Raw genomic sequence first — 20,233 nt, forward strand, 5'->3', positions numbered from 1 at the left:
CCGTCTTTACGACAAGCTATCGTTCCAAATAGGGAACGATAGCGGCTCCGTTCCTGGAGCCTCAGCCGCTGAGGGTCCTGGCGAACAGCGCCAGCGAGGCCTCCCAGGCCAGCTTTGCGGCTTCGGGGGCGTAGCGCGGCGTGGTGTCGTTATGGAAGCCGTGCAGGGTGTCGGCGGGTTGCAGCAGGGTGAAGGTCTTGCCCGCGGCCTCCAGGGCCGCCTCGTAGGCGGGCCAGCCGGCATTGACGCGTTCGTCCTCAGAGGCCAGCACCACCAGCAGCTCGGCCTGGATCGCCGGCACGTCCGGCAGCGGCGCGGCGCTGCCGTAGAAGGGCACGGCCGCGCGCAGGTCGGGCAGGCGCGTTGCCAGGAAGTTGGCGATGGCGCCGCCGTAGCAAAAGCCAATCGCGCCCATGCGACCGTTTCCGCCCGCGACGCCCGCCAGGAAGGCGGCCGCCGCCAGCATGTCCTCGCGGGTCTTGGCCTGGTCCAACTGCTGGAACAGGCCGCGGGCGGCGTCCTCGTCACCCGGATAGCCGCCCAGCGGAAACAGGGCGTCGGGCGCGAAAGCCAGGTATCCCTCCAGCGCCAGGCGCCGAGTGACGTCCTCGATGTGCGGGTTGAGGCCGCGGTTCTCATGGATCACCAGCACCGTCGGCAGCTCGCCTGCGGCCTGGACCGGGCGGGCCAGGTAGCCGCGGCCGGTGCCGTAGCCCTTGGCCGAGGCAAACTCGACGTGGCGGACGTCCAGGCGCGGATCATCGGTGGCCACCTGGCGGGCTTCGGCGAAGCGTGGGCTCAGCGAGGCCAGCAGGCCGACCGCCGCGCTGGCGCTGAAAGCCAGCCCCGACGCGCCCTGCAGGAAGCCGCGGCGATCAATCAAGCCGTGCACGTACTGGTCGAACAGCTGCATCACGCGCGGGTCGTAGTCGCGGGCGGTCTGGCGCGGCGGTCGGGGCATGTGGGCGATCCTGTCGCGGGCGTTCTACCCGATCTTTCCAAACTTGATGCTGCGCGGCGTGAAGGCCTGCAGCCCGGTTGGTCACGTTTTGCCTCCTGCGGCGGTCTGGATAGCAAGGGTCGATACAGGACACTTGTCACGGGACAGGGGTCGGCTTCTTCACCTACCATTCACCGGCGATTCGGGGAATCGCCGCACAACCTTCTTATTTCTTGGGGAAACACGATGTCGCAGCTGATCAATATCTTCCTGGACCCGGCCAAGGTCTTCGCCGAGCTCAAGGACAAGCCCAGCTTCCTGGTGCCGGCGCTGCTGGTCGGCGTGATCGGCGCGCTGGCTGCGGTCCTGTATTTCTTCAACGTCGACCCGGACTGGTACATGAACTACCAGCTGCAGGCCGCCGGCCGCGACATGAGCGCCGCGGAGCTTGAGCAGGCCAAGCAGTTCATGCCGGGCGCCCGCACCCTGGGCTACATCACCGGTCCGATCATCCTGATCACCATGGCCATTGTGTTCGCGCTGTATGCGCTCTACTACATGCTGGCGGGCAAGGTTGCCGGCAACGCGACCAGCTTCCGCCACGGCCTGGCGCTGGCCGCCTGGTCGTCGATGCCGATGATCCTGGGCAGCGTGATCGCCATCGTCGGCATCTACACCAGCTCGCCGCAGGCCTCGCTGGAGTCGATGCAGCTGCTCAACGTCGACCCGCTGCTGGTGCAGCTCGAGAACGGTCATCCCTGGGCCGCGCTGGCACGTAGCTTCAGCCTGCTCAATTTCTGGGTCTGGTTCCTGGCCGCGCTTGGCTGGAAGACCTGGTACCGCACGGGCTGGGGCCAGGCGCTGTTCGTCTCGCTGCTGCCCAGCGTGGTGATCTACGGCACGATGGCGCTGTTCGCAGCGCTTTGATCGCTCCTTCGCACCGGATAAAAGAATGAAGCCCAACAAGAAGTACATCGTCCTGGCGGTGATCGTCGCCGTGCTCGCCATTCCTTTGCTGGTGAAGCTCACCCGCGGCGAATCGAGCAAGCAGGTGGAGATTTCCATCGTTGCCGAGCAGGCGATCCGGCCTACCATCCTCGCGTCCGGCGTGCTGGCATACCGCAATGAGGTCAACCTGACCTCGGAGCTGGTGGCCAAGGTGCGCGAGATCCTGGTCGAGGAAGGAGACACGGTGGAGAAGGGCCAACTGCTGCTGCGGCTGGACCCGGAGACCTACCGCAACGCGATCGAGCGCGAGCAGGCCACCCGTCGCCAGGCCGTCATCAGCATCGAGCGCCAGCGGCTGGCGCTGGCCCTGGCCGAGAAGCGGCTGGCGCGTGGCGAGCAGTTGGTGGCGCAAAAAATGATCGGCCAGAGCGAGTTCGACGACCTTCGCAACGGCCGGGATTTGGCGCGCGTGGAGCTGCAGAGCAGTGAAGAGGCGCTGCGTCGCGCCGACGCGATCCTGGACGAGGCGCGCGAGCAACTGTCCAAGACCGACATCCGCGCGCCGATCGCGGGTGTGATCGTAGCCCTGCCAATCAAGGTCGGGGAAACCGCCATCGCATCGACCAACGCCTTCGCCGGCGCCCAGCTGATGAAGATCGCTGACACCTCGGCGATCCAGGCCGACCTGAAGGTGGACGAGACCGACATCGCCAAGATCGCCCTGGGGCAGCAGGTGGAGGTTTTCGCCGCCGCCTTCCTGGATACCGCGATCACGGGCCGGATCGAGCAGGTGGCCCTGGCGCCTACGCTTGAGAACCAGGGGCGCTCTTACCTTGTAACCGCAATCCTGACGCCGCCGGCGGATCTGGCCCTGCGCTCGGGCATGAGCGCGCGCGCCGATATCTTCCTGGGCGACGGCAGCACCACGCTGGCGGTGCCGGTGGAAGCGGTGGGTACGGACGTAGACGAAGAAAAGAAGGTCACCCGGCACGTCTGGGTTGATCGGGACGGTCGCGCTACGCGGGTGGTGGTCGAAGTCGGTCTGTCCGACGACCGCTGGGAGGAGATCACCTCGGGACTGTCTGCCGGTGATCGCGTCATCAGCGGTCCTGCCAAGCTCCTGCGCGGTCTGATTGAAGGCGAACGCGTGACCGAGAAAGACGCCAAGGACGCGGACGCAGACGGCGAAACCGGCGAGGAAGGCGAAGAAGAAGAGGCCGGCTCCTGATGATTCGTTTGAGCGGCATCGTCAAGCGCTACATCATGGGCGAAGAGGAGTTGATGGCCCTTGCCGGCGTCGACCTGCATATCGGCCGCAACGAGTACGTTGCCCTGATCGGGCCCTCCGGCTCGGGCAAGTCCACGCTCATGAACCTGATCGGCTGTCTGGACACGCCCAGCGAAGGCAGCTACGTGCTCAATGGTCGCGACACCTCGACCATGAACGACAACGAGCTGGCCCAGGTGCGCAACCAGGAAATCGGTTTCGTGTTCCAGAGCTTCCACCTGCTGCCGCGCCTCACCGTGCTCGAGAACGTGATGCAGCCGCTGGTTTACCGCGGCATCCCGCGCGCCGATCGCATGCTTCGTGCGAAGGAAGCGCTGGAGCAGGTCGGCTTGGGCAACCGCCTCGGCCATCGCCCGAACCAGCTCTCCGGTGGCCAGCGCCAGCGTGTGGCCGTCGCCCGTGCCCTGGTCGGCAAGCCCTCGATCCTGCTGGCCGATGAACCCACCGGCAACCTCGACTCGCGCACCTCGGCGGAAATCATGGCGCTGTTTGACGAGGTCCACCGCAGCGGCCAGACCGTGGTGGTGGTCACGCACGAACCCGATATCGCCGCGCACTGCCGGCGCACCCTGCGCGTCAGCGACGGCAAGATCGTCGAAGACAGCCTCAATCCCCCCCGCGAGGTGCACTGATGTACGCCTTCCTCGAAGCTTTCCGCGCTGCGCTGACCAGCCTGATGGCCCACCGCATGCGCAGCTTCCTGACCACGCTGGGCATCCTGATCGGCACCGCTTCGGTGATCGCGGTGGTGGCCCTGGTGCAGGGCTTTTCCAAGTCGGTTTCCGACCAGTTCGCCGACCTCGGCGGCAGCGCGTTGACGCTGCAGCCCTACACGCCATTCGCAGACGCGTCGGTGGGCAAGGAAAACCGCCTGAGCTTCAATGACGTCGACACCTTGCGCTACCGGGTGCCCGGCGTTGCCCAGGTGGTGCCGACGATGATGGTGCCGAGCACGGTGGGCTATCGCGGCCGCGTCACCAGCCCGCAGGTCATCGGCACCACCGCCGACTTCACCGCGGTGCGGGGCATGTATCCCGAGCGCGGCCGCTTCATCGTGGCCAGCGACGACAATGGCCGCAGGCGCGTCGCGGTCGTCGGCCACAAGCTGATCGAAGATCTGGACCTGCCGGAAAATCCGATGGGGGAATACATCCTGCTGGGAACCGAGTGGTTCAAGGTGGTGGGCGTGATGGAGAAGCGCGGCGAACTGCTGGGCTTCAGTCAGGACAACCTGGTCCTGATCCCGTTCGACGTTGGCCGGGCGATGACCGGCAACAATATCCAGCCGCGCATGTCCATTTCCTTCACCGCCGAAGGCCTCGAGGACGTCGAGGCGCTGCGCGAGCGGGCCAAGCGAGCCATCCGTATTTCACACCGGCTCAAGCCCGACGAGGAGGACGATTTCCGCATCCAGGCAGCCGACTCCTTCGTCAAACAGTTTGAGCAGATCACCGGGCAGGTGACGGCCGTGCTGGCCGGCATCGTCAGTATTTCGCTGCTGGTCGGCGGCATCGGCATCATGAACATCATGCTGGTCTCGGTGACTGAGCGGACCCGTGAGATCGGCATCCTCAAGGCGCTTGGCGCCACCCGTCGCGACATCCTGGTGCAGTTCCTGCTCGAGGCCGGCCTGCTTGCCCTGCTGGGCGGCATCATCGGCATCCTGCTTGGCCTGGGTATCGGCGTCGGCGTGGCCAGTATGATCCCCGGCTTCCCGGATGCGTCGGTTCCGATGTGGGTGATCATCGCGGCCGCCGGCTTCTCGGCCCTGGTCGGCGTGGTGTTCGGCATCATGCCGGCCTCGAAGGCCGCCAGCCTGGATCCGATCGAGGCCCTGCGCTACGAGTAATAATTGGAGAGGGCGCGGCTTTCGCCGCGCCCTCCCTGGCTAATTCAGATCGCCGCGCGCGGTGGTCCGTGCGGTTCGATCACGATCTTGCCGTCGCGGGCGCCACTGGCGGCGGCCTGCACGGCCTGCTTGATGTGGTCGATGTCATAGGTGGCCTGCACCCGCGCCTGCAGCTTGCCCTCGGCGATCAGCCCGGCGATGTGGCCGAAGACCTCGGCCCGCTTTTGCGGCGTCGCCTGTTTGAACCACTGCGACAGCCAGAAACCGCGCAGCGTGATGTCGCGAAAGACGAAATAGCGCGGCGAGATCATGCAGCGTTCGCCGCTCATCGCCCCGTAGTTCACCAGCGTGCCGCCCTCGTCGAGGCAGCGCGCCAGGTTCTCGGTGCTGACGCCGCCGACGCAGTCGATCGCCAGTTTCACCGGGGCGCCGCCTGTGGCTTCGCGCACGCGTTTTGGCAGGTCCTCGGCGTCCACCACCACGTGCTCGGCGCCGCTGGCCTTCACCGCGGCGATGGCGGACGCACGGCGCACGACGTTGATGGTGTTGATGCCGCGCAGCTTGGCGAGCTGGACCAGGTAACCGCCGACCGCCGAATTGGCCGCGTTCTGGATCACCCAGTCGCCGGGCTTGAGGTCCACGAACTCGGTGAGCATCAGTAGGGCGGTGGGCGGATTCACGGTCAGCATGGACAGCTGCACCGGATCCACGTCGGCCGGCAGCTGCACCAGGTGCTTGGCGGGCAGGTCGAGGTGCGTGGTCCAGCTGCCGCAGCCCACCGGCAGCAGCACCAGGCTGCCCACGGCGGGCTGGTCCACGCCTTCGCCGCAGGTGAGCACGCGACCCACGCCTTCGTTGCCGCCAGTCGCCGGGAGCGGCGGCAGGATGCCGTACTCGCCGGTCAGGGTCAGCACATCGGAAGGATTGATGGGCGCCGCCAGCACGGCCACGCGCACGTGGCCGGCGGTCAGCGCCGGCAGCTCGAATTCGACTGCGCCGATGACGTCCTGCGGTACCGGGCCGCGCTCGCTGTACTGGGCTTTCTTCGCTTTCATGGCTCAGGCCTTGTCTTGTTTCAACCAGGTGAGGCGCCAGGAGGCACCGGCTTCACCCATGGACTGGGCGAGGGGCTTCAGGGCGGGCTCGATATCTTTCTCGATCTGCCAGGGTGGATTGAGCAGCAGGATGCCGCTGCCGTTCATGCGCAGCGGCGAGTCGTCGGGGCGCACCAGCAGCTCAATCGTGAGCGCCGATTTCATCGGCAGCGTGGCGACCTTGCGAAAGAAGGGATGCAGGCTGGGCCGCTGCTTGATCGGGTACCAGATGGCGAAGATGCCCTGCGGGAAGCGCAGCAGGGCGTCGGCCACGGCCGTGGTGATCAGCGGGTATTCCTCGTCCTGGGCCTCGTAGGGCGGATCGACCAGGACCAGGGCGCGGGCGAACTTGGTCGCGCCGTCGCGCGGTGGCAGCAGCGCCTTGAGTGCGGAATAGCCGTCGCGGGCGTGCACGTGGCTGTGCGGGTCGCGCGCGAGCAGCGTCTTCAGCGCCGCCGCCTCCTCGGCCAGCAACTCGCAGGCGGCGAAGCGATCCTGGGGACGCAGGGCCTGGGAGATGATCAGGGGCGAGCCGGGGTAGGTGTTCGGGGCCTCCGCCTGGGCTGCGGCTATCGCCGCGAGGTAGCGGGCGAGGGCGGGCGGCGGGCTGGGCAGGGTGGCCGCGTGTGTCCACAGCCGGCGGATGCCGGCCTTGGCTTCGCCGGTCCGGCTGGCCTGGAGGCCGCCCAAGTCGTAGCGTCCGCGGCCGGCATGGGTGTCGACCACGAAGAAGGGCGCGTCCTTGCGCTTGAGCGCGTCGAGCAGGGCGACCAGGATCAGGTGCTTGAGCACGTCCGCATGGTTGCCGGCGTGGAATCCGTGGCGATAGTTCATGCCGCCAGTCTAGCGCCCCGGGCCCGCGACCGGGCGGCTGCTCAGGTCTGCTATGTTCCCGGCCTGGACTGGGGAGGACGCCGATGAAAGCGCTGATGCGTTGGACGAGCTGGCTGCTGCTGGGCACCGCGGTGCTGGCGACCGGGCTCTTGCTGCATACGATGTACGCCAAGCCCTTGAAGATCGACTGGTTCTTCGAGCGCGTTTTCATCGAATACGCGGTGGACGATCCGGAGCTGCTGAGCTCGATGCGCATGCTTCCGGCCTGGGCCGACTGGTTCAGCGACGACCTGAGCGATCGTTCGCTGGCGCGCCAGCGTGAGCTCCAGGAAAAGCTTGCCGACGACCTGGCCACGCTGCGCGCCTACGATCGCGAGGCGCTCGACCCCGGGCGCCAACTGTCCTACGACATGCTGGAGTACTTCCTCGCACAGCAGGCCGAAGGCGAGCGCTTCGCCCTGCACGACTACCCCTTGAACCAGATGTTCGGGGTCCAGAGCCAGTTGCCGACCTTCCTGGCCACCCAGCATCCGGTCGCGTCCGTGGGCGAGGCGGAGGACTACCTCGCTCGCCTGCGCAAGATGCCGGTGGTAGCGGCGCAGGTGCTCGAGGGCCTCGAGGCCCGTGAAGCCGCGGGCATCATTCCGCCGACCTTCGTGGTTGAAAAGGTGCTAGCCGAGATGCGCGCTTTTGCGGACGCGCCGGCCCGGCAGAACATCCTGTACACCTCGTTCGCGGAAAAGCTCGCGAAAGTGCCGTCGACCGAGCTTGACGCCGCCACCCGCCAGTCTCTGCTGGACGAGGCTGAGAAGGCGATCGTCGAGGCCGTGCAGCCGGCGCACGGCCGCTACATCGCGCACTACGATGCGCTGCTGCCCAAGACCACCGGCAACCACGGTGTCTGGGCGCTGCCCGACGGCGAGGCGTTCTACGCCTGGCAGGTGCGCCAGAACACCACCACCGACATGACGCCGGCCGAGATCCACGCCATGGGTCTGGCCGAGGTGGCGCGCATCGAGGCGGAGATGGACGCGATCCTGGTCGCCGAGGGCCTGGTGGGCGGCAGCGTCGGCGACCGCGTGCAGTTGATCGCCGCGCGCCCGGACCAGCTCTATCCGGACACCGACGCCGGGCGTGAGGCAATCCTGGCCGACTTCACGAGCATCATCGAAGAGATCGATGCCGGTATCGGCGACCTGTTCAACGTGCGCCCGAGCGCGGGCGTCGTGGTGGAACGGGTGCCCGTGTTCCGGGAGAAGACCTCGGCGGGCGCCTACTACAACGCACCCGCGTTCGACGGGTCACGGCCCGGCGTGTTCTACCTCAACCTGCGCAATACCGCCGAGGTCGCGCGCTTCGGCATGCGCACCCTGGCCTACCACGAGGCCATCCCCGGCCATCATTTCCAGATTGCCATCCAGCAGGAACTGACCGGGGTGCCGACTTTCCGGAAGATTCTTCCTTTCACCGCGTTCTCGGAAGGCTGGGCGCTCTATGCCGAGCGCCTGGCGTGGGAGCAGGGCTTCCAGGAAAAGCCTTTGGACAACCTGGGCCGACTGCAGGCGGAAATGTTCCGCGCCGTCCGCCTGGTGGTGGACACCGGCATGCATGACCAGCGCTGGACCCGCGAAGAGGCGATCGGCTACATGCTCGACAAGACCGGCATGCCCGAGACCGACGTGGTGGCTGAGATCGAACGCTACCTTGTGATGCCGGGGCAGGCGCTGGCCTACAAGGTCGGCATGAACCGGATCCTGGCGCTGCGCGGCAAGGCCCAGGCGGCGCTGGGCCCGAAGTTCGATGCACGCGCGTTCCACGACCTCGTGTTGCAGGGAGGATCGATGCCAATGGCCCTGCTCGAGCGGCGCGTGGACGCGTGGATCGGCGAGCAGGCGGCGAAGTGAGTCAGTAAATCCCCTGGCCTGCTGCCTCCGCTCGCTGTAGGAGGGCCTTCAGGCCCGAAGCTCTTCGGCGAAGAGCTTCGGGCCTGAAGGCCCTCCTACAGGGGTAGGGCAAGCAGCCAGAGGGAGAGGGCGGCGAGCGCCGTGGCGATCGCCGACGCGGCCAGTACGTCACTGGGATAGTGCAGGCCGAGCACCACGCGCGATACGGCGATGCTGGCGGTGAAAGGCACCAGCAGCCAGGCCAGCGCCGGATAGTGCGCCAGCGCCACCATCGTGAAGGACACCGCGTGCAGCGTGTGGCCCGAGGGGAAGCTGAACTCGTCCAGCGGCGCTTCCCATGCGCGGATGCGGTCGTCGGCGGCGAAAGGGCGCGGGCGGCGGGTCCAGCGCTTGAGCTTGCGGTACAGGGTCAGCGCGACCAGGCCAGTGGCCGCCAGCTGCGCCGATACCGCCAGGCCGCGCCAGCCGTCGAACAGCACCAGCGCCGCCATCAGGGCGTACCAGAAGGCGCCGTCGCCGAGGCGGCTGATGGCGCGGAAGTACATCCGCACCCAGGCCCGCGCGCCGAGTTGGTTGGCGGCGAGGCACCAGCCTTCCTCGCGAAGCACGAGGCGGCGGGTGCGCGGGCTCACGCCGCTTCCCGCCACTGGCTGAGCGCACCGAGCAGTGCCGCGAAGTCGGCCGCGACCTCGTCAGGTTCAAGATGCAGCACGGACTCGCGCGCCGCCCGGCCCAGCGTGGCCAGGTCCGCGCGCAGGGCTATGCGGAGGAACGCCTCGACGAAGTCGGCTTCGTCGCCGAAGGCCACGGTGGCGCCGTGCCCGTCGTTGCAAAGGTGCTCGCGCGCCGCGCCGTAGTCGAACGCGACCGTGGCCAGGCCGCTGGCCATGGCCTCCAGGGTCACGTTGCCGAAGGTTTCCGACAGGCTCGGAAAGCAGAACAGGTCGGCGCTGGCGAAGTGCCGTGCCAGCGCATCGCCGCGTTGGATGCCGGCGAAAATGAAATCCGGATTCGCCGCCTGCAGCTCGGCCCGGGCGGGACCGTCGCCGACCCAGACAAAGCGTGCGCCCGGTCGCCTGGCCTCGAGCGCGCGGAAGCTGCGCACCGCCAGCGGCAGGTTCTTTTCGGGCGCGATGCGGCCGACGTGCAGCACCACCGGCGCGCCGTCGGCGGGCAGCCAGCGCGCCCTCAGCGCGTCGTCGCGCCATCGCGGGTGGAACTGGCGGGTGTCCACCGCGCGGCCCAGCCGGTGTACGTGCAGGACGCCCTGCTGGCGCAGGTCGCTTTCGAGCTCGCGGGTTGGCACCAGCGTGGCGTCGGCCTTGTTGTGGAAGCGGCGCAGCCAGGCGAAAACCACGGGGCTTAAGAACCCGGCGCCGTAGCGGCCGACGTAGTCATCGAAGCGGGTGTGGAAGCCGGTCGCGACGGGAATGCCCAGGCGCCGGCAGGCGCGCAGGGCCGACCATCCCAGCGGACCCTCGGTGGCGATGTAGACCGCGTCCGGGCGCTGCGCCGACCAGCGTGCGGCCAGGCGCTTGCCGGCCGGAAGCCCGAAACGCAGGCCGGGATAGCGCGGGATCGGCGCGCCTTCGACCAGCAGCAGGTCGGCATTGGGACGCGGGCTTTCGTCGTCGCGCTGTGGCCGTACGATGCCGACCGTGTGGCCTTGCCGGCGTAGGCCTCGCTCCAGCGACTGCACGGTCAGGGCGACGCCGTTGACATCGGGCGGGTAGGTTTCAGTGACCAGTTCGATGTGCAGCAGTCTGTCCATGGCGACAGACTGCCGGCGCGACATGCCAGTGGCGTGACCGCCCCGTTTCAACCCCATGACGCCCCGCGCGGCGCCCTCGGTCAGACGATCTTAAGCACCAGCGCGTGGCCGACTTCCTGCAGGTACTCGCGTTCGGTGTCCAGGTCGGCCCGCGTCAGCGGGTGTCCGTCCAGCCAGCGTTTTGGCAGGCTCAGCGTCAAGGTGTCGCCGTCTGCGGTGGCGTCGGCGGCCGGCTGCGGATTGCGATCCTGGCTGCGGTGCAAGAGCACCGCCAGGCGCAGCAGCAGGGCGCAGCGCAGCGTGTTCGGGATCAGTCGGTCGGGAAGCTTCTCGATGCTGCCAAGGTGCAGGCTGCGGCGCTGGTTGCGAACCAGGGCGGCCAGTATTTGCTGCTCGGTACGCGAGAAGCCGGCGATATCCGAGTGCTCGATCACGTAGGCGCCGCGCTGGTGGTATTGGCTGTGGGCAATCGCCAGGCCCAGTTCGTGGATGCGCGCAGCCCAGGAAAGCAGGCGGCGGTTGTCGCCGTCCAGGCCCCAGGCGGATTCGACCTGGTCGAAAAGCCGCAGCGCCGTCGCTTCGACCAGCGCCGACTGCGCCGCGTCGACGCCGTAGCGGTGGCAAAGCGCCACGATCGAGGCTTCGCGCGGATCGGTCTCGCTGGCGCGACCCACCAGGTCGTACAGCACGCCTTCGCGCATCGCATTGTCGCTGACATACATGCGCTCGATGCCCAGCTCCGAAAACGCAGCGTCGAGCACCAGCAGTCCGCCGGCGATGATCAGCCGGCGCTCGTCGGGCAGGCCCGGCAGCCGGATGTCTTCGAGGCGGCCGGCGCCAAGCAGCTTCTCCCGGATCGCCGTGATGCTGTCGGCGGTGATCGAAGCCTTGGTGATCTTGAGCGCGATCGAAATATCGCAGATCGCCTTGATCGTGCCCGAGGAGCCCATCGCATCGTGCCAGCCGAGCCGGCGATAGGCCGCGGCGAACTGCTGGAACTCGGCGGTGATTTCGGTGCGGCCTTCCTTCCAGCGCTTGAGCGAAAGCTTGCCGTCGCCGAAGAAACGACGCGTGGTGGCGATGCTGCCCATCTGCAGACTTTCGCGTTCAACCGCCTCAAAGCCTTCGCCGATGATGAATTCCGTGCTGCCGCCGCCGATATCCATCACCAATCGACGCTTTCCCTCCGAGGGCGGACTGCCGTGGGCGACGCCAAGGTAGATCAGGCGCGCCTCTTCGCGACCGGCGACGATTTCGATGCCGTGCCCCAGGGCGGTTTCCGCGGGCATCAGGAAGGCCTGCGGAATGCGCAGCGACCGGACGGTATTGGTGGCGATGGCGCGAACGAGATGCGCGGGAATGGTGTCTATGCGCTGGCCGAAGCGGGCCAGGCAGTCCAGCGCACGGGGCATCACGTCGGGATTCAGCCCGCCTTGCCCGTCCAGGCCTTCGGCCAGGCGAACCGTTTCCTTGATGCGGTCCACGATGCGCAGCTGCCCCTGAAGGTAGCGGGCCACGACCATGTGGAAGCTGTTCGAGCCCAGGTCGACCGCGGCCAACAGGTCGCCATCCTTCAGGGGCTGCTCGGCTTCAGTCGGCATCCGGTGTCATCCACAGAGACGGGCGAGTAGCGCGCCCTGGGCAGAATAAGGCATCTCGCCTTCAGCGGGCGACACGCGCGTGTAGCGGCCGTCTTCTTGCAGCTCCCAGGCATTGAGGTTGTCAGCCAGGTAGTTCGCCAGCTCTTCGTCACGGACACGCTCGGCCAGCGCCGGGTCCAGGATCGGGAAGCAGGTTTCGACGCGGCGCAGCAGGTTGCGCTCCATCCAGTCGGCACTGGAGCAGAAGATCTCGGGCTTGCCGTTGTTGCCGAACCAGTACACGCGGCTGTGCTCGAGGAACCGGCCGATCACCGAACGAACCCGGATGTTCTCGGAGACGCCCGGTACGCCCGGACGCAGGCAGCAGGCTCCACGAACGATCAGGTCGATCTTCGCCCCGGCCTGCGAGGCCTCATACAGGGCGCGTATCACACTGGGTTCGTTGAGCGCATTCATCTTGGCGATGATGTGGCCGGGCTTTCCGGCGCGTGCCAGTTCGGCCTCGTGGCCGATCTTCTTGATCAGGGCCGCGTGCAGGGTGAAGGGCGACTGCAGCAGGCGGCGCAGCTTGATCTTCGGCGCCAGGCCCGAGAGCTGGTGGAAGATATCGTGCACGTCGGCGGCGATATCAGGGTCGGACGTCATCAGCCCGATGTCGGTGTAAACGCGGGCGGTGCCGGCATGGTAGTTGCCGGTGCCCAGATGCACGTAGCGCTGCAGCTTTTTCCCCTCGCGGCGCACGATCAGCATCATCTTGGCGTGGGTCTTGAAGCCGACCACGCCGTACATCACCTGCACGCCGGCTTCCTGCAGCTGGTCAGCCAGACGTATGTTGGCCTCTTCGTCGAAGCGGGCGCGCAGCTCAACCACCACCGTCACGTCCTTGCCGTTGCGCGCGGCCGTGATCAGGTGTTCGATAACCTTGCTGTCCTTGCCCGTGCGGTAGACGGTCTGCTTGATCGCCAGCACGTCGGGGTCGTTGGCGGCGTTCTGCAGCAGGTCCAGCACCGACTGGAAGCTTTGGTAGGGATGGTGCAGCAGTACGTCGCGCTGGCGCAGCGTGGTGAAGGGCGAGTCTTCGTCGAGGTCGGCGGGCCGTTGCCGGAACGGCCGGAACTTGAGTTCGGGCCGGTTCACCAGGTCGTAGACCTGGGTGACGCGGTTGAGGTTGACCGGGCCATTGATGCGGTAGACGGCGTTCTCGGTGAGGCCGAAGTTCTGCAGCAGGATGGCGACGATCGGCTTGGGGCAATGTTCGGCGATCTCCAGCCGCACCGCGGGTCGGAAACCACGGCTTGCGAGTTCGTCCTTGAGCGCGCTGGCGAGGTTCTCAACCTCCTCTTCGTCCACGAACAGTTCGGAATTCCGGGTGACCCGGAACTGGTAGGCGCCCTTGACCTTCATGCCGGTAAACAGGTCGTCGACGAAGGCGGTGAGTACGGCCGAGAGCAGCACGAAGTCGTGCTGGCCGCCGGATACCTCGGGCGGCAGCTGGATGATGCGCGGCAGCGAGCGGGGCGCGCGCACGATGGCCATGCCGCCGCTGCGTCCGAAGGCGTCCTTGCCCTCCAGTACCACGACCACATTCAGCGACTTGTTGAGGATGCGCGGGAACGGATGGACCGGATCCAGCCCAAGCGGCGACAACACCGGCAGCAGTTCTTCCTGGAAGTATTTGTGCAGCCATTTCTTCTGCCGGGCATTCCACGACGAATGGGCAAGGATGCGGATGCCGGCGGCGTTGAGCTCGGGCCGCATTGTTTCGTTCCAGTACCGATACTGCTCGTCGACGAGGCCCGCCGCCTTGTCGTGGATCAGCTCAAGCGCCTGCGTCGGCGGGATGCCGTCGGGCGGCAGCGGTCCGCCGAACTGCTGCGCGGTGCGCACGGTGGCGGCGCGGATCTCGAAGAATTCATCCAAATTGGTGCAGCTGATGCACAGATACTTCAGCCGCTCGAGCAGCGGCACGGCAGGGTCCTGGGCTTGGGCCAGAACCCGGAAATTGAACTCCAGCTGCGACAACTCGCGGTTGAGGTAGAGCTCCGGGGCGTGCAGGTCGGTGGTTTCGGGCAATTCTGGACTCATGGTGGCTTCGATGGCTGGCGAATGCGGGTGGGCGCGAATCAAGTCGTCTAGTTTACGCCGGAAGGCCTGAAGCCAGGCCGTCAGGCCTCCGCGTCGTCCTCGCGTGCCAGCACGCGCGCCGGCCCGAAGACACAGGCGAAGCAGCTGCCGCGGCCAACCTCACTGTCGATTTCAAGCGAGGCCTGGTGCAGGCTCAGGACGTGCTTGACGATGGACAGGCCCAGGCCGGTGCCGCCGGATTCGCGTGATCGGCTGGTGGACACGCGGTAGAAGCGCTCGGTGATCCGCGGCAGGTGCTGGGCCGGGATGCCCTGGCCACTGTCGTGGACCGACAGGCGGGCGCCGCGGTCGGGCGTGCGTTCGAACCGGATCCGGATGCGGCCCTCGGTCGGGGTATAGCGCACGGCGTTGCCGACCAGGTTCGAGAACGCGCTGTGCAGGTCCTTGGTGGACCCGATGAGATCGCATGCCGCCAGATCCTCGACCACGATCTCGTGCCGGCCCTGGCTCAGGGCCTCGGCCTCACGGCGCAGGTTGACCAGCATCGGCGCCATCGCCAGCCGTTCTTCTGGCAGGTGGTTCTGGGCCTCCAGCCGGGACAGGGTGAGCAGGTCCTCAACCAGTTGGGTCATGCGCTGGGACTGTCGGCGCATTTCTTCGACCATCACCGCCAGGTCCGGGTGTTCCTCCGGTTCGATCATGTCCAGATAGCCGTGCACGACCGTCAGCGGGGTGCGCAATTCGTGCGAGACGTTGGCGACGAAGTCGCGGCGCATTTGTTCAAGCCGCATCAGCTGGGTCACGTCGCGCACCACCACCAGCCACTGGGTGGCGGAGTAGGGGATCAGCCGCAGACTGATGCGCAGCATCGGGTCGGCGGGGCTGGCCAGGTCGAGCAGGGGCTCGTCCGTCTGGCCGGCAGCCAGCCATTCGCGCACGCCGGCGTGGTCCGGGAACCGGTCCAGCAAGGAGCTGTCCAGGCTTTGCGGGTAGTTCAGGCCCACCAGATGGCGCGCCGTCTTGTTGAACCAGACCAGGCGGCCATCGCGACGTTGGATGATCAGGGCGCCGTCGGGCATTGCCGTAGCGGCCTGGCGATAGGCGCGCAGCAGCCTGACCAAGCGACGGCCGCGGCTCCTGTTCTCGGTCTGGCGGCGGTGGATCAGGGTTTCCAGCGCGGCCCAAAGCCCTTGCCCGTCAACCGTGCGCAGCTGCTTGCGCCAGTCCAGGAAGCGCAGCACCCGGTACAGGCGCCAGTAGGCACGCATCGCCAAACCCGCCGTGGCCAGGCCCAGGGCCCACCAGGGCTCGCCCAGCGCCAGGCCGATCGCCAGGGCCAGGCCGTAGTAGAGCAGCAGGCGGATGAGGGACTGGCGCCAGGCCAGCTGCAGCAGCAGGGATACGGTCATGCCCCGCGCGCGCCCATCGTCAGGCGGCCGCGGCGGAGAAGCGGTAGCCGGCGCCGCGCACGGTCTGCACCATTCCGTCGAGCCGGTAGGGCTCGAGCGCCTTGCGCAGGCGACGGATGTGTACATCCACCGTCCGTTCTTCGACGTAGACGTTCCCGCCCCAGACGTGGTCGAGCAGTTGGGTGCGTGAATACACGCGCTCGGCGTGGGTCATGAAGAAATGGAGCATGCGGTACTCGGTGGGTCCCACGTGCACCGGCTGATCGCCCGCGAACACGCGGTGGGCGGCGCCGTCGATGCGCAGGCCGGCGACGACGACCGAGCCGTCGTCTTCGTCCCCGCGGGAGCGGCGCATGACCGCGCGGATGCGCGCCAGCAACTCCCGGGCCGAGAACGGCTTGACCACGTAGTCGTCCACGCCCGACTCGAGGCCGCTGACCCGGTCGTTTTCCTCGCCCCGTGCGGTGAGCATGATGATCGGTACGTCTCGGGTCAGTTCGTCTTTGCGCCAGCGTCGGGCCAACTCCAGGCCGCTGGCGCCGGGCAGCATCCAGTCAAGCAGGATCAGGTCAGGGACATTCTCGGCGATCGCGTGCTGGGCCTCGCGGGCGTCGCCGGCGTGCACGGGTTCGTAGTCGGCCTTGCGCAAGGCGTAGGCGACCATGTCGCGGATCGCGGGTTCGTCTTCAACAATCAGGATGCGTTTTTGCACGAGGGTCAACGTGTCACCGGGTGGGCCTGAGTGCAAGTAGATAAAACTATTGTTACCAACCGGTGACAGTGGCCGGGCTACTGGCGATCTGGCCCTTGCTGCTCGGGGCGCATGCCCTGACGCTCCATTTCCAGGACGATCGGCGTGATCGCCGCCATTCTGGCCTCGATCCGGGCGCGCTGGTAGTAGTCCAGGTCATCCCGGCGCTTGAGGGCGTCGAGCTGGTTCAGCGCGTCCACGGCGCGGCCGTTGAGAAATGCTGTCTCGGCAAAGGCTTCGCCGGCCCGGATGGTGTCGCCCGCCAGTTCGCTGGCGCGGCCGAAGCTGCGCTGGAACAGGGGGTCGTCGCCGCTGGTGGCCATCAGTGGGCGCAAAACCGTCTGTGCGCGCCGTCCGGAGGCAGGCGTCGCCTGCTTGGCAAGGGCGTCGGCATAGGTCAGGCGGACGGCGCGGCTGTCGGGGTGGCGGCTGACCAGGGCTTCGAAGCGCTCGCCGGCCAATGCGTGGCGGCCGCCGATAGACGCTGCCTCGGCCTGCGCCAGCTCCAGCCAAAGCTGGCCCGGATGCACCTTCAACAGCGCCTCAAGCGTCGCCTCGGCTTCGGCCGGGTAGCCACCGCGCAGCTGCGCCAGGGCCAGGCCATAGCGCTCAGCATCGCTGACCCGGGCGCCGGGCGCGCCGGCCAAGGCGCGATATTCGCGCAGGGCGGCGGCGGGACTGTCGGCGCTGAGCGCCCGCAGCCGCTCCCGGGCCCAAGGGAAGGCGTCGCTGCCACCCCGCAGGGTGGTGTCGCCGAGACTGAACTGTCCCGGCAGCAGCAAGCTGCCGCCGCCGGGGCTACGCACCGGGCTGGCGGCAGGCTGCTCGGCGAGCTTGCGTGCGCGGTCCCGGGTTTCGCTGATGCGGGTGGTCGTGACCGGGTGGCTGCGCATGTATTCCGGAATCTGGTAGCCGCCGCTGTTGCCGCGGTTGTTGCGCTGCATGCGCTCGAAGAAGTCGGCCATGCCGTCCGGTTCATAGCCGGCCCGGGACAGGGCCTGGATGCCGATGCGGTCGGCCTCGGACTCGTTGGACCGGGTGTAGTCGATCTGGCGCTGCTGCATCAAGGCCATCGCGCCGGCAATGGCCGCGGCGGCGGCGTCGCTGGACTGGCTGCCGCCGCTGGAGCGCACGCTGCTGTCGCCAGCGGCCTGGGACAGCGCGATCGCGCCGAGCATGGCCAGCATGATCGGCATCTGGTCCTTCTGGGCGCGCTCGACCGCGCGCAGCACGTGGCGCTGGGTGACATGGGCGATCTCATGCGCCATCACGCCCGCCACTTCGTCCTCGGTCTCGGCGGTGATCACGAGGCCGGCGTTCATGCCGACATACCCGCCCAGCGTCGCGAAAGCGTTGATCTGGCGGTCGCGCATCATGAAGAAGGTAAACGACTGCTGCGGCGTGTCGCTGGCGGCGGCCACACGGTAGCCCATGGCCTGCAGCCAGCCGTCGATCAAGGGGTCGTCGAGCACCAGGCCCAGGCGGCGCAGCTCGTAAAGCGTATAGGCGCCGTATCGCGCCTCCATGCCCGGATCGATCACCTCGCCGGCGGACGAGCCGATGTCGGGCAGGGCCGTGCTCTGGGCGCGGGCACTGCAGGCCAGGGACAGGGCCAGGCTGAGAGCGGCAACGGGGAGCAGGATGCGCACGGCGACTCCGGATGGGTGATGCCCGAGGATACCGGCTGCCCCGGGCGCCGGGCGTGAATCAGGAGTTAACGCCGCAGCTGCGCTTCAGCGTTGCGGAGCCCCCGCTGGCATTGCCGGGCCGGCGCCCCCAAACTTGACCGGTCAACGGAGGACCGACGTGCCCAACATCACGATGTACACCACTGCGATCTGCCCCTATTGCGTGGCCGCGAAAAATTTCCTGAAGTCCCGTGGCGCCAGCTGGGAAGAAGTGCGCATTGATATCGACCCGGTGGCTCGCGAGAAGATGATGTCGCTCGCCCGCCGCACGTCGGTGCCGCAGATTTTCATCGGCGATACCCATGTCGGCGGCTATGACGACCTGGTGGCGCTGGACCGCAAGGGTGGACTCAAGCCGCTGCTGGAGGCGGAGTCGTGAGCGCCGGCGAGGACGATCGCCTCAAGGAGTTCACCGAGTTCCGGCAGCGCATGAACGAGCGCATCCTGGGCCAGGACAACCAGGTGGTGCGGCGCTTCTTCGCGCTCGACACGCAGACCTACAAGGCCGGCAAGCTCGACCTCAAGACCAAGGAGCTGATGGGCCTGGTGGCCTCGATGGTGCTGCGTTGCGACGACTGCATCAGCTACCACATCGCCCAGTGCAAGGAGGCCGGCGTGGATCGCGACGAGCTCTTCGAAGCGTTCAGCGTGGCCCTGGTGGTAGGTGGCTCGATCGTGATCCCGCACCTGCGGCGCGGGGTCGACTTCCTGGACCAGCTAGAAGGGCAGGGCGCGCATGCGCCGGCGGCGCCTGACCACGAGCATTGAGGGCGGCGGGGCTGCGACCAAGGTCCAGTGGCCGGGGGGGCGTGTGAATCTGGCATAATACGGCGCCTCTGGCGGCCGTCCGGCTGCCGATACCTCTTGGAAGAACAAGTACTTATGACCCAGACCATCGCGGTGATCCGTGGCGACGGCATCGGCCCGGAAATCATGGATGCCACCCTGCAGGTGCTCGACTCCCTGAAGGTCGGCCTCACCTATGACTTCGTCGAAGCCGGCCTGAGCGCCTATGAAAAGGGCGGTGAACTACTCCCCGCCGCCACCCTCGACGCCATCCATCGCCACCGCGTGGCCCTGAAGTCGCCGCTGACCACACCGGTGGGCGAGGGCTTCAGCTCGATCAACGTCGAGCTGCGCAAGCGTTTCGATCTGTATGCGAACGTGCGCCCGGCCATCAGCTTCCCGAACACGAAGTCGCGCTACGAGAACATTGACCTGATCACGGTGCGCGAGAACACCGAGGGTGCCTACATCGGCGAAGGCCAGAACCTCACTGCCGACGGCGAGACCGCCACCCTGATCCAGCGCGTCACCCGCCGCGGCTCCGAGCGCATCGTCCGCTACGCCTTCGATATGGCCCGCCGCATCGGCCGCAAGAAGGTCACGGTGGTGCACAAGGCGAACATCCTGAAGTCCACCTCGGGCCTGTTCCTCAAGGTTGCGCGCCAGGTGGCCGCGGAATACCCCGACATCCAGTGCAACGAGATGATCGTGGACAACACCTGCATGCAGCTGGTGATGCGTCCCGAGCAGTTCGACGTGATCGTGACCACCAATCTGTTCGGCGACATCCTGTCCGACCTCTGCGCCGGACTGGTCGGCGGCCTGGGCCTGGCCCCGGGCGCCAATATCGGCACCGAGGCGGCGATCTTCGAAGCCGTGCACGGTTCGGCGCCGGACATTGCCGGGCAGGGCATCGCCAACCCGGTGGCCCTGCTGCTGGGCGCGATCCAGATGCTCGAGCACTTGGGCAAGGTCGAGGAAGCTGCCCGCCTGCGCAAGGCCATCATCGACACCATGCAGGCCAAGGACAGCCTTACGCCCGACCTGGGCGGTAGCGGCAGCACGCAGTCCTTTGCCAAGGCGATCGCGGCGCGCGCGCTGGGCTGAGCGGTTCGCCTGGCAACCCCACCGGAAGGCGCCCTTGGGCGCCTTCCGGCTTATGGGCCGGGCCTTTCCGAACCTTCACCACCCACGGCGCAATGGGCCAGACCCCGGGCCGTGGGCCGCCGCGACAGGTTCTGAGGCCGGATCCCCCCCAAGGTGAGGCGAGTGACACAGCCGGGCC

At 67.4% G+C, this 20,233-nt stretch carries 18 protein-coding genes; 8 read left to right on the forward strand and 10 right to left on the reverse strand.

All coding sequences use genetic code 11. The annotated features are described in order from the left end of the window. Positions 1 to 61: 61 nt before the first annotated feature. Complete coding sequence (locus ACYVGY_RS12405; protein ID WP_460457807.1) at positions 62 to 961, reverse strand: dienelactone hydrolase family protein; 900 nt, start codon at positions 959 to 961, stop codon at positions 62 to 64. Between the two features lie 225 nt (positions 962 to 1,186). Between ACYVGY_RS12405 and ACYVGY_RS12410 the strand changes: the two genes are divergently transcribed. Genes ACYVGY_RS12410 through ACYVGY_RS12425 form a run of 4 tightly spaced genes read left to right on the forward strand, consistent with a single transcriptional unit; the run spans position 1,187 to position 5,025 of the window. After that, a complete protein-coding gene (locus ACYVGY_RS12410) occupies positions 1,187 to 1,867 on the forward strand; it encodes a YIP1 family protein (protein ID WP_460457808.1) in 681 nt (226 codons plus the stop codon). Between the two features lie 25 nt (positions 1,868 to 1,892). Continuing rightward, positions 1,893 to 3,116: an efflux RND transporter periplasmic adaptor subunit gene (locus ACYVGY_RS12415; RefSeq protein ID WP_460457809.1), complete on the forward strand. Its 1,224-nt coding sequence runs from the start codon at positions 1,893 to 1,895 to the stop codon at positions 3,114 to 3,116. Then, positions 3,116 to 3,808, forward strand: coding sequence for an ABC transporter ATP-binding protein (locus tag ACYVGY_RS12420; protein ID WP_460457810.1), 693 nt, complete (start codon positions 3,116 to 3,118; stop codon positions 3,806 to 3,808). The genes ACYVGY_RS12415 and ACYVGY_RS12420 overlap by 1 nt, the downstream gene beginning before the upstream one ends. Next, on the forward strand, positions 3,808 to 5,025 hold the full coding sequence (locus ACYVGY_RS12425; protein ID WP_460457811.1) for an ABC transporter permease: 1,218 nt from the start codon (positions 3,808 to 3,810) through the stop codon (positions 5,023 to 5,025). Before ACYVGY_RS12420 ends, ACYVGY_RS12425 begins: the two co-directional genes overlap by 1 nt. A 44-nt stretch (positions 5,026 to 5,069) precedes the next feature. Here ACYVGY_RS12425 and ACYVGY_RS12430 read toward each other — a convergent pair whose 3' ends face one another. Together ACYVGY_RS12430 and ACYVGY_RS12435 are read right to left on the reverse strand one after the other, a co-directional pair. Beyond that, positions 5,070 to 6,080, reverse strand: a complete 1,011-nt coding sequence (locus tag ACYVGY_RS12430; RefSeq protein WP_460457812.1) for a zinc-dependent alcohol dehydrogenase family protein — start codon at positions 6,078 to 6,080, stop codon at positions 5,070 to 5,072. Positions 6,081 to 6,083: 3 nt separating this feature from the next. Continuing rightward, positions 6,084 to 6,953: a 23S rRNA (adenine(2030)-N(6))-methyltransferase RlmJ gene (locus tag ACYVGY_RS12435; RefSeq protein ID WP_460457813.1), complete on the reverse strand. Its 870-nt coding sequence runs from the start codon at positions 6,951 to 6,953 to the stop codon at positions 6,084 to 6,086. A gap of 83 nt (positions 6,954 to 7,036) precedes the next feature. On the opposite strand from ACYVGY_RS12435, the gene ACYVGY_RS12440 reads away from it, so the two are divergent. Continuing rightward, positions 7,037 to 8,857 carry a DUF885 domain-containing protein gene (locus tag ACYVGY_RS12440; RefSeq protein ID WP_460457814.1) on the forward strand — a complete coding sequence of 607 codons (1,821 nt, stop codon included), beginning with the start codon at positions 7,037 to 7,039 and terminating at the stop codon, positions 8,855 to 8,857. Positions 8,858 to 8,952: 95 nt separating this feature from the next. On the opposite strand, the gene ACYVGY_RS12445 is transcribed toward ACYVGY_RS12440, so the two are convergent. The 7 genes from ACYVGY_RS12445 to ACYVGY_RS12475 all read right to left on the reverse strand — a co-directional run bounded on the left by ACYVGY_RS12445 (position 8,953) and on the right by ACYVGY_RS12475 (position 18,123). After that, positions 8,953 to 9,489, reverse strand: a complete 537-nt coding sequence (locus tag ACYVGY_RS12445; protein WP_460457815.1) for a phosphatase PAP2 family protein — start codon at positions 9,487 to 9,489, stop codon at positions 8,953 to 8,955. After that, positions 9,486 to 10,616 carry a glycosyltransferase family 4 protein gene (locus ACYVGY_RS12450; RefSeq protein WP_460457852.1) on the reverse strand — a complete coding sequence of 377 codons (1,131 nt, stop codon included), beginning with the start codon at positions 10,614 to 10,616 and terminating at the stop codon, positions 9,486 to 9,488. Before ACYVGY_RS12450 ends, ACYVGY_RS12445 begins: the two co-directional genes overlap by 4 nt. Positions 10,617 to 10,708: 92 nt before the next feature. Continuing rightward, on the reverse strand, positions 10,709 to 12,229 hold the full coding sequence (locus tag ACYVGY_RS12455) for a Ppx/GppA phosphatase family protein (protein ID WP_460457816.1): 1,521 nt from the start codon (positions 12,227 to 12,229) through the stop codon (positions 10,709 to 10,711). A 6-nt stretch (positions 12,230 to 12,235) separates the two neighbouring features. Next, positions 12,236 to 14,314 carry a polyphosphate kinase 1 gene (ppk1, locus tag ACYVGY_RS12460; protein ID WP_460457817.1) on the reverse strand — a complete coding sequence of 693 codons (2,079 nt, stop codon included), beginning with the start codon at positions 14,312 to 14,314 and terminating at the stop codon, positions 12,236 to 12,238. An 80-nt stretch (positions 14,315 to 14,394) separates the two neighbouring features. Further along, complete coding sequence (gene phoR, locus ACYVGY_RS12465; RefSeq protein WP_460457818.1) at positions 14,395 to 15,723, reverse strand: phosphate regulon sensor histidine kinase PhoR; 1,329 nt, start codon at positions 15,721 to 15,723, stop codon at positions 14,395 to 14,397. Between the two features lie 19 nt (positions 15,724 to 15,742). Further along, positions 15,743 to 16,435 carry a phosphate regulon transcriptional regulator PhoB gene (gene phoB, locus ACYVGY_RS12470; protein WP_460457853.1) on the reverse strand — a complete coding sequence of 231 codons (693 nt, stop codon included), beginning with the start codon at positions 16,433 to 16,435 and terminating at the stop codon, positions 15,743 to 15,745. 77 nt (positions 16,436 to 16,512) lie between these two features. Next, the gene (locus tag ACYVGY_RS12475) at positions 16,513 to 18,123 is read right to left on the reverse strand and encodes a M48 family metalloprotease (RefSeq protein WP_460457819.1); all 1,611 of its coding nucleotides are present in this window, start codon (positions 18,121 to 18,123) and stop codon (positions 16,513 to 16,515) included. Between the two features lie 172 nt (positions 18,124 to 18,295). Between ACYVGY_RS12475 and grxC the strand changes: the two genes are divergently transcribed. The 3 genes from grxC to ACYVGY_RS12490 all read left to right on the forward strand — a co-directional run bounded on the left by grxC (position 18,296) and on the right by ACYVGY_RS12490 (position 20,055). Continuing rightward, positions 18,296 to 18,541: a glutaredoxin 3 gene (grxC, locus tag ACYVGY_RS12480; RefSeq protein ID WP_460457854.1), complete on the forward strand. Its 246-nt coding sequence runs from the start codon at positions 18,296 to 18,298 to the stop codon at positions 18,539 to 18,541. A gap of 50 nt (positions 18,542 to 18,591) precedes the next feature. Beyond that, positions 18,592 to 18,930 (forward strand): carboxymuconolactone decarboxylase family protein, encoded by a 339-nt coding sequence (locus ACYVGY_RS12485; RefSeq protein ID WP_460457855.1) that lies wholly within the window; start codon positions 18,592 to 18,594, stop codon positions 18,928 to 18,930. A 114-nt stretch (positions 18,931 to 19,044) separates the two neighbouring features. Further along, on the forward strand, positions 19,045 to 20,055 hold the full coding sequence (locus ACYVGY_RS12490; protein WP_460457820.1) for an isocitrate dehydrogenase: 1,011 nt from the start codon (positions 19,045 to 19,047) through the stop codon (positions 20,053 to 20,055). The last annotated feature ends 178 nt before the right edge of the window (positions 20,056 to 20,233 follow it).

It is taken from the genome of Arenimonas alkanexedens (assembly GCF_054781355.1).

Bases quoted from the DNA above. Each gene is read 5' to 3' on its own strand.
- ACYVGY_RS12425 (WP_460457811.1), top strand. From the start codon at position 3,808: ATGTACGCCTTCCTCGAAGCTTTCCGCGCTGCGCTGACCAGCCTGATG.
- ACYVGY_RS12410 (WP_460457808.1), top strand. From the start codon at position 1,187: ATGTCGCAGCTGATCAATATCTTCCTGGACCCGGCCAAGGTCTTCGCC.
- ACYVGY_RS12405 (WP_460457807.1), bottom strand. From the start codon at position 961: ATGCCCCGACCGCCGCGCCAGACCGCCCGCGACTACGACCCGCGCGTG.
- ACYVGY_RS12490 (WP_460457820.1), top strand. From the start codon at position 19,045: ATGACCCAGACCATCGCGGTGATCCGTGGCGACGGCATCGGCCCGGAA.
- ACYVGY_RS12455 (WP_460457816.1), bottom strand. From the start codon at position 12,229: ATGCCGACTGAAGCCGAGCAGCCCCTGAAGGATGGCGACCTGTTGGCC.
- ppk1 (WP_460457817.1), bottom strand. From the start codon at position 14,314: ATGAGTCCAGAATTGCCCGAAACCACCGACCTGCACGCCCCGGAGCTC.
- phoR (WP_460457818.1), bottom strand. From the start codon at position 15,723: ATGACCGTATCCCTGCTGCTGCAGCTGGCCTGGCGCCAGTCCCTCATC.
- ACYVGY_RS12435 (WP_460457813.1), bottom strand. From the start codon at position 6,953: ATGAACTATCGCCACGGATTCCACGCCGGCAACCATGCGGACGTGCTC.
- ACYVGY_RS12440 (WP_460457814.1), top strand. From the start codon at position 7,037: ATGAAAGCGCTGATGCGTTGGACGAGCTGGCTGCTGCTGGGCACCGCG.
- ACYVGY_RS12485 (WP_460457855.1), top strand. From the start codon at position 18,592: ATGAACGAGCGCATCCTGGGCCAGGACAACCAGGTGGTGCGGCGCTTC.
- ACYVGY_RS12420 (WP_460457810.1), top strand. From the start codon at position 3,116: ATGATTCGTTTGAGCGGCATCGTCAAGCGCTACATCATGGGCGAAGAG.
- ACYVGY_RS12415 (WP_460457809.1), top strand. From the start codon at position 1,893: ATGAAGCCCAACAAGAAGTACATCGTCCTGGCGGTGATCGTCGCCGTG.
- grxC (WP_460457854.1), top strand. From the start codon at position 18,296: ATGTACACCACTGCGATCTGCCCCTATTGCGTGGCCGCGAAAAATTTC.
- ACYVGY_RS12430 (WP_460457812.1), bottom strand. From the start codon at position 6,080: ATGAAAGCGAAGAAAGCCCAGTACAGCGAGCGCGGCCCGGTACCGCAG.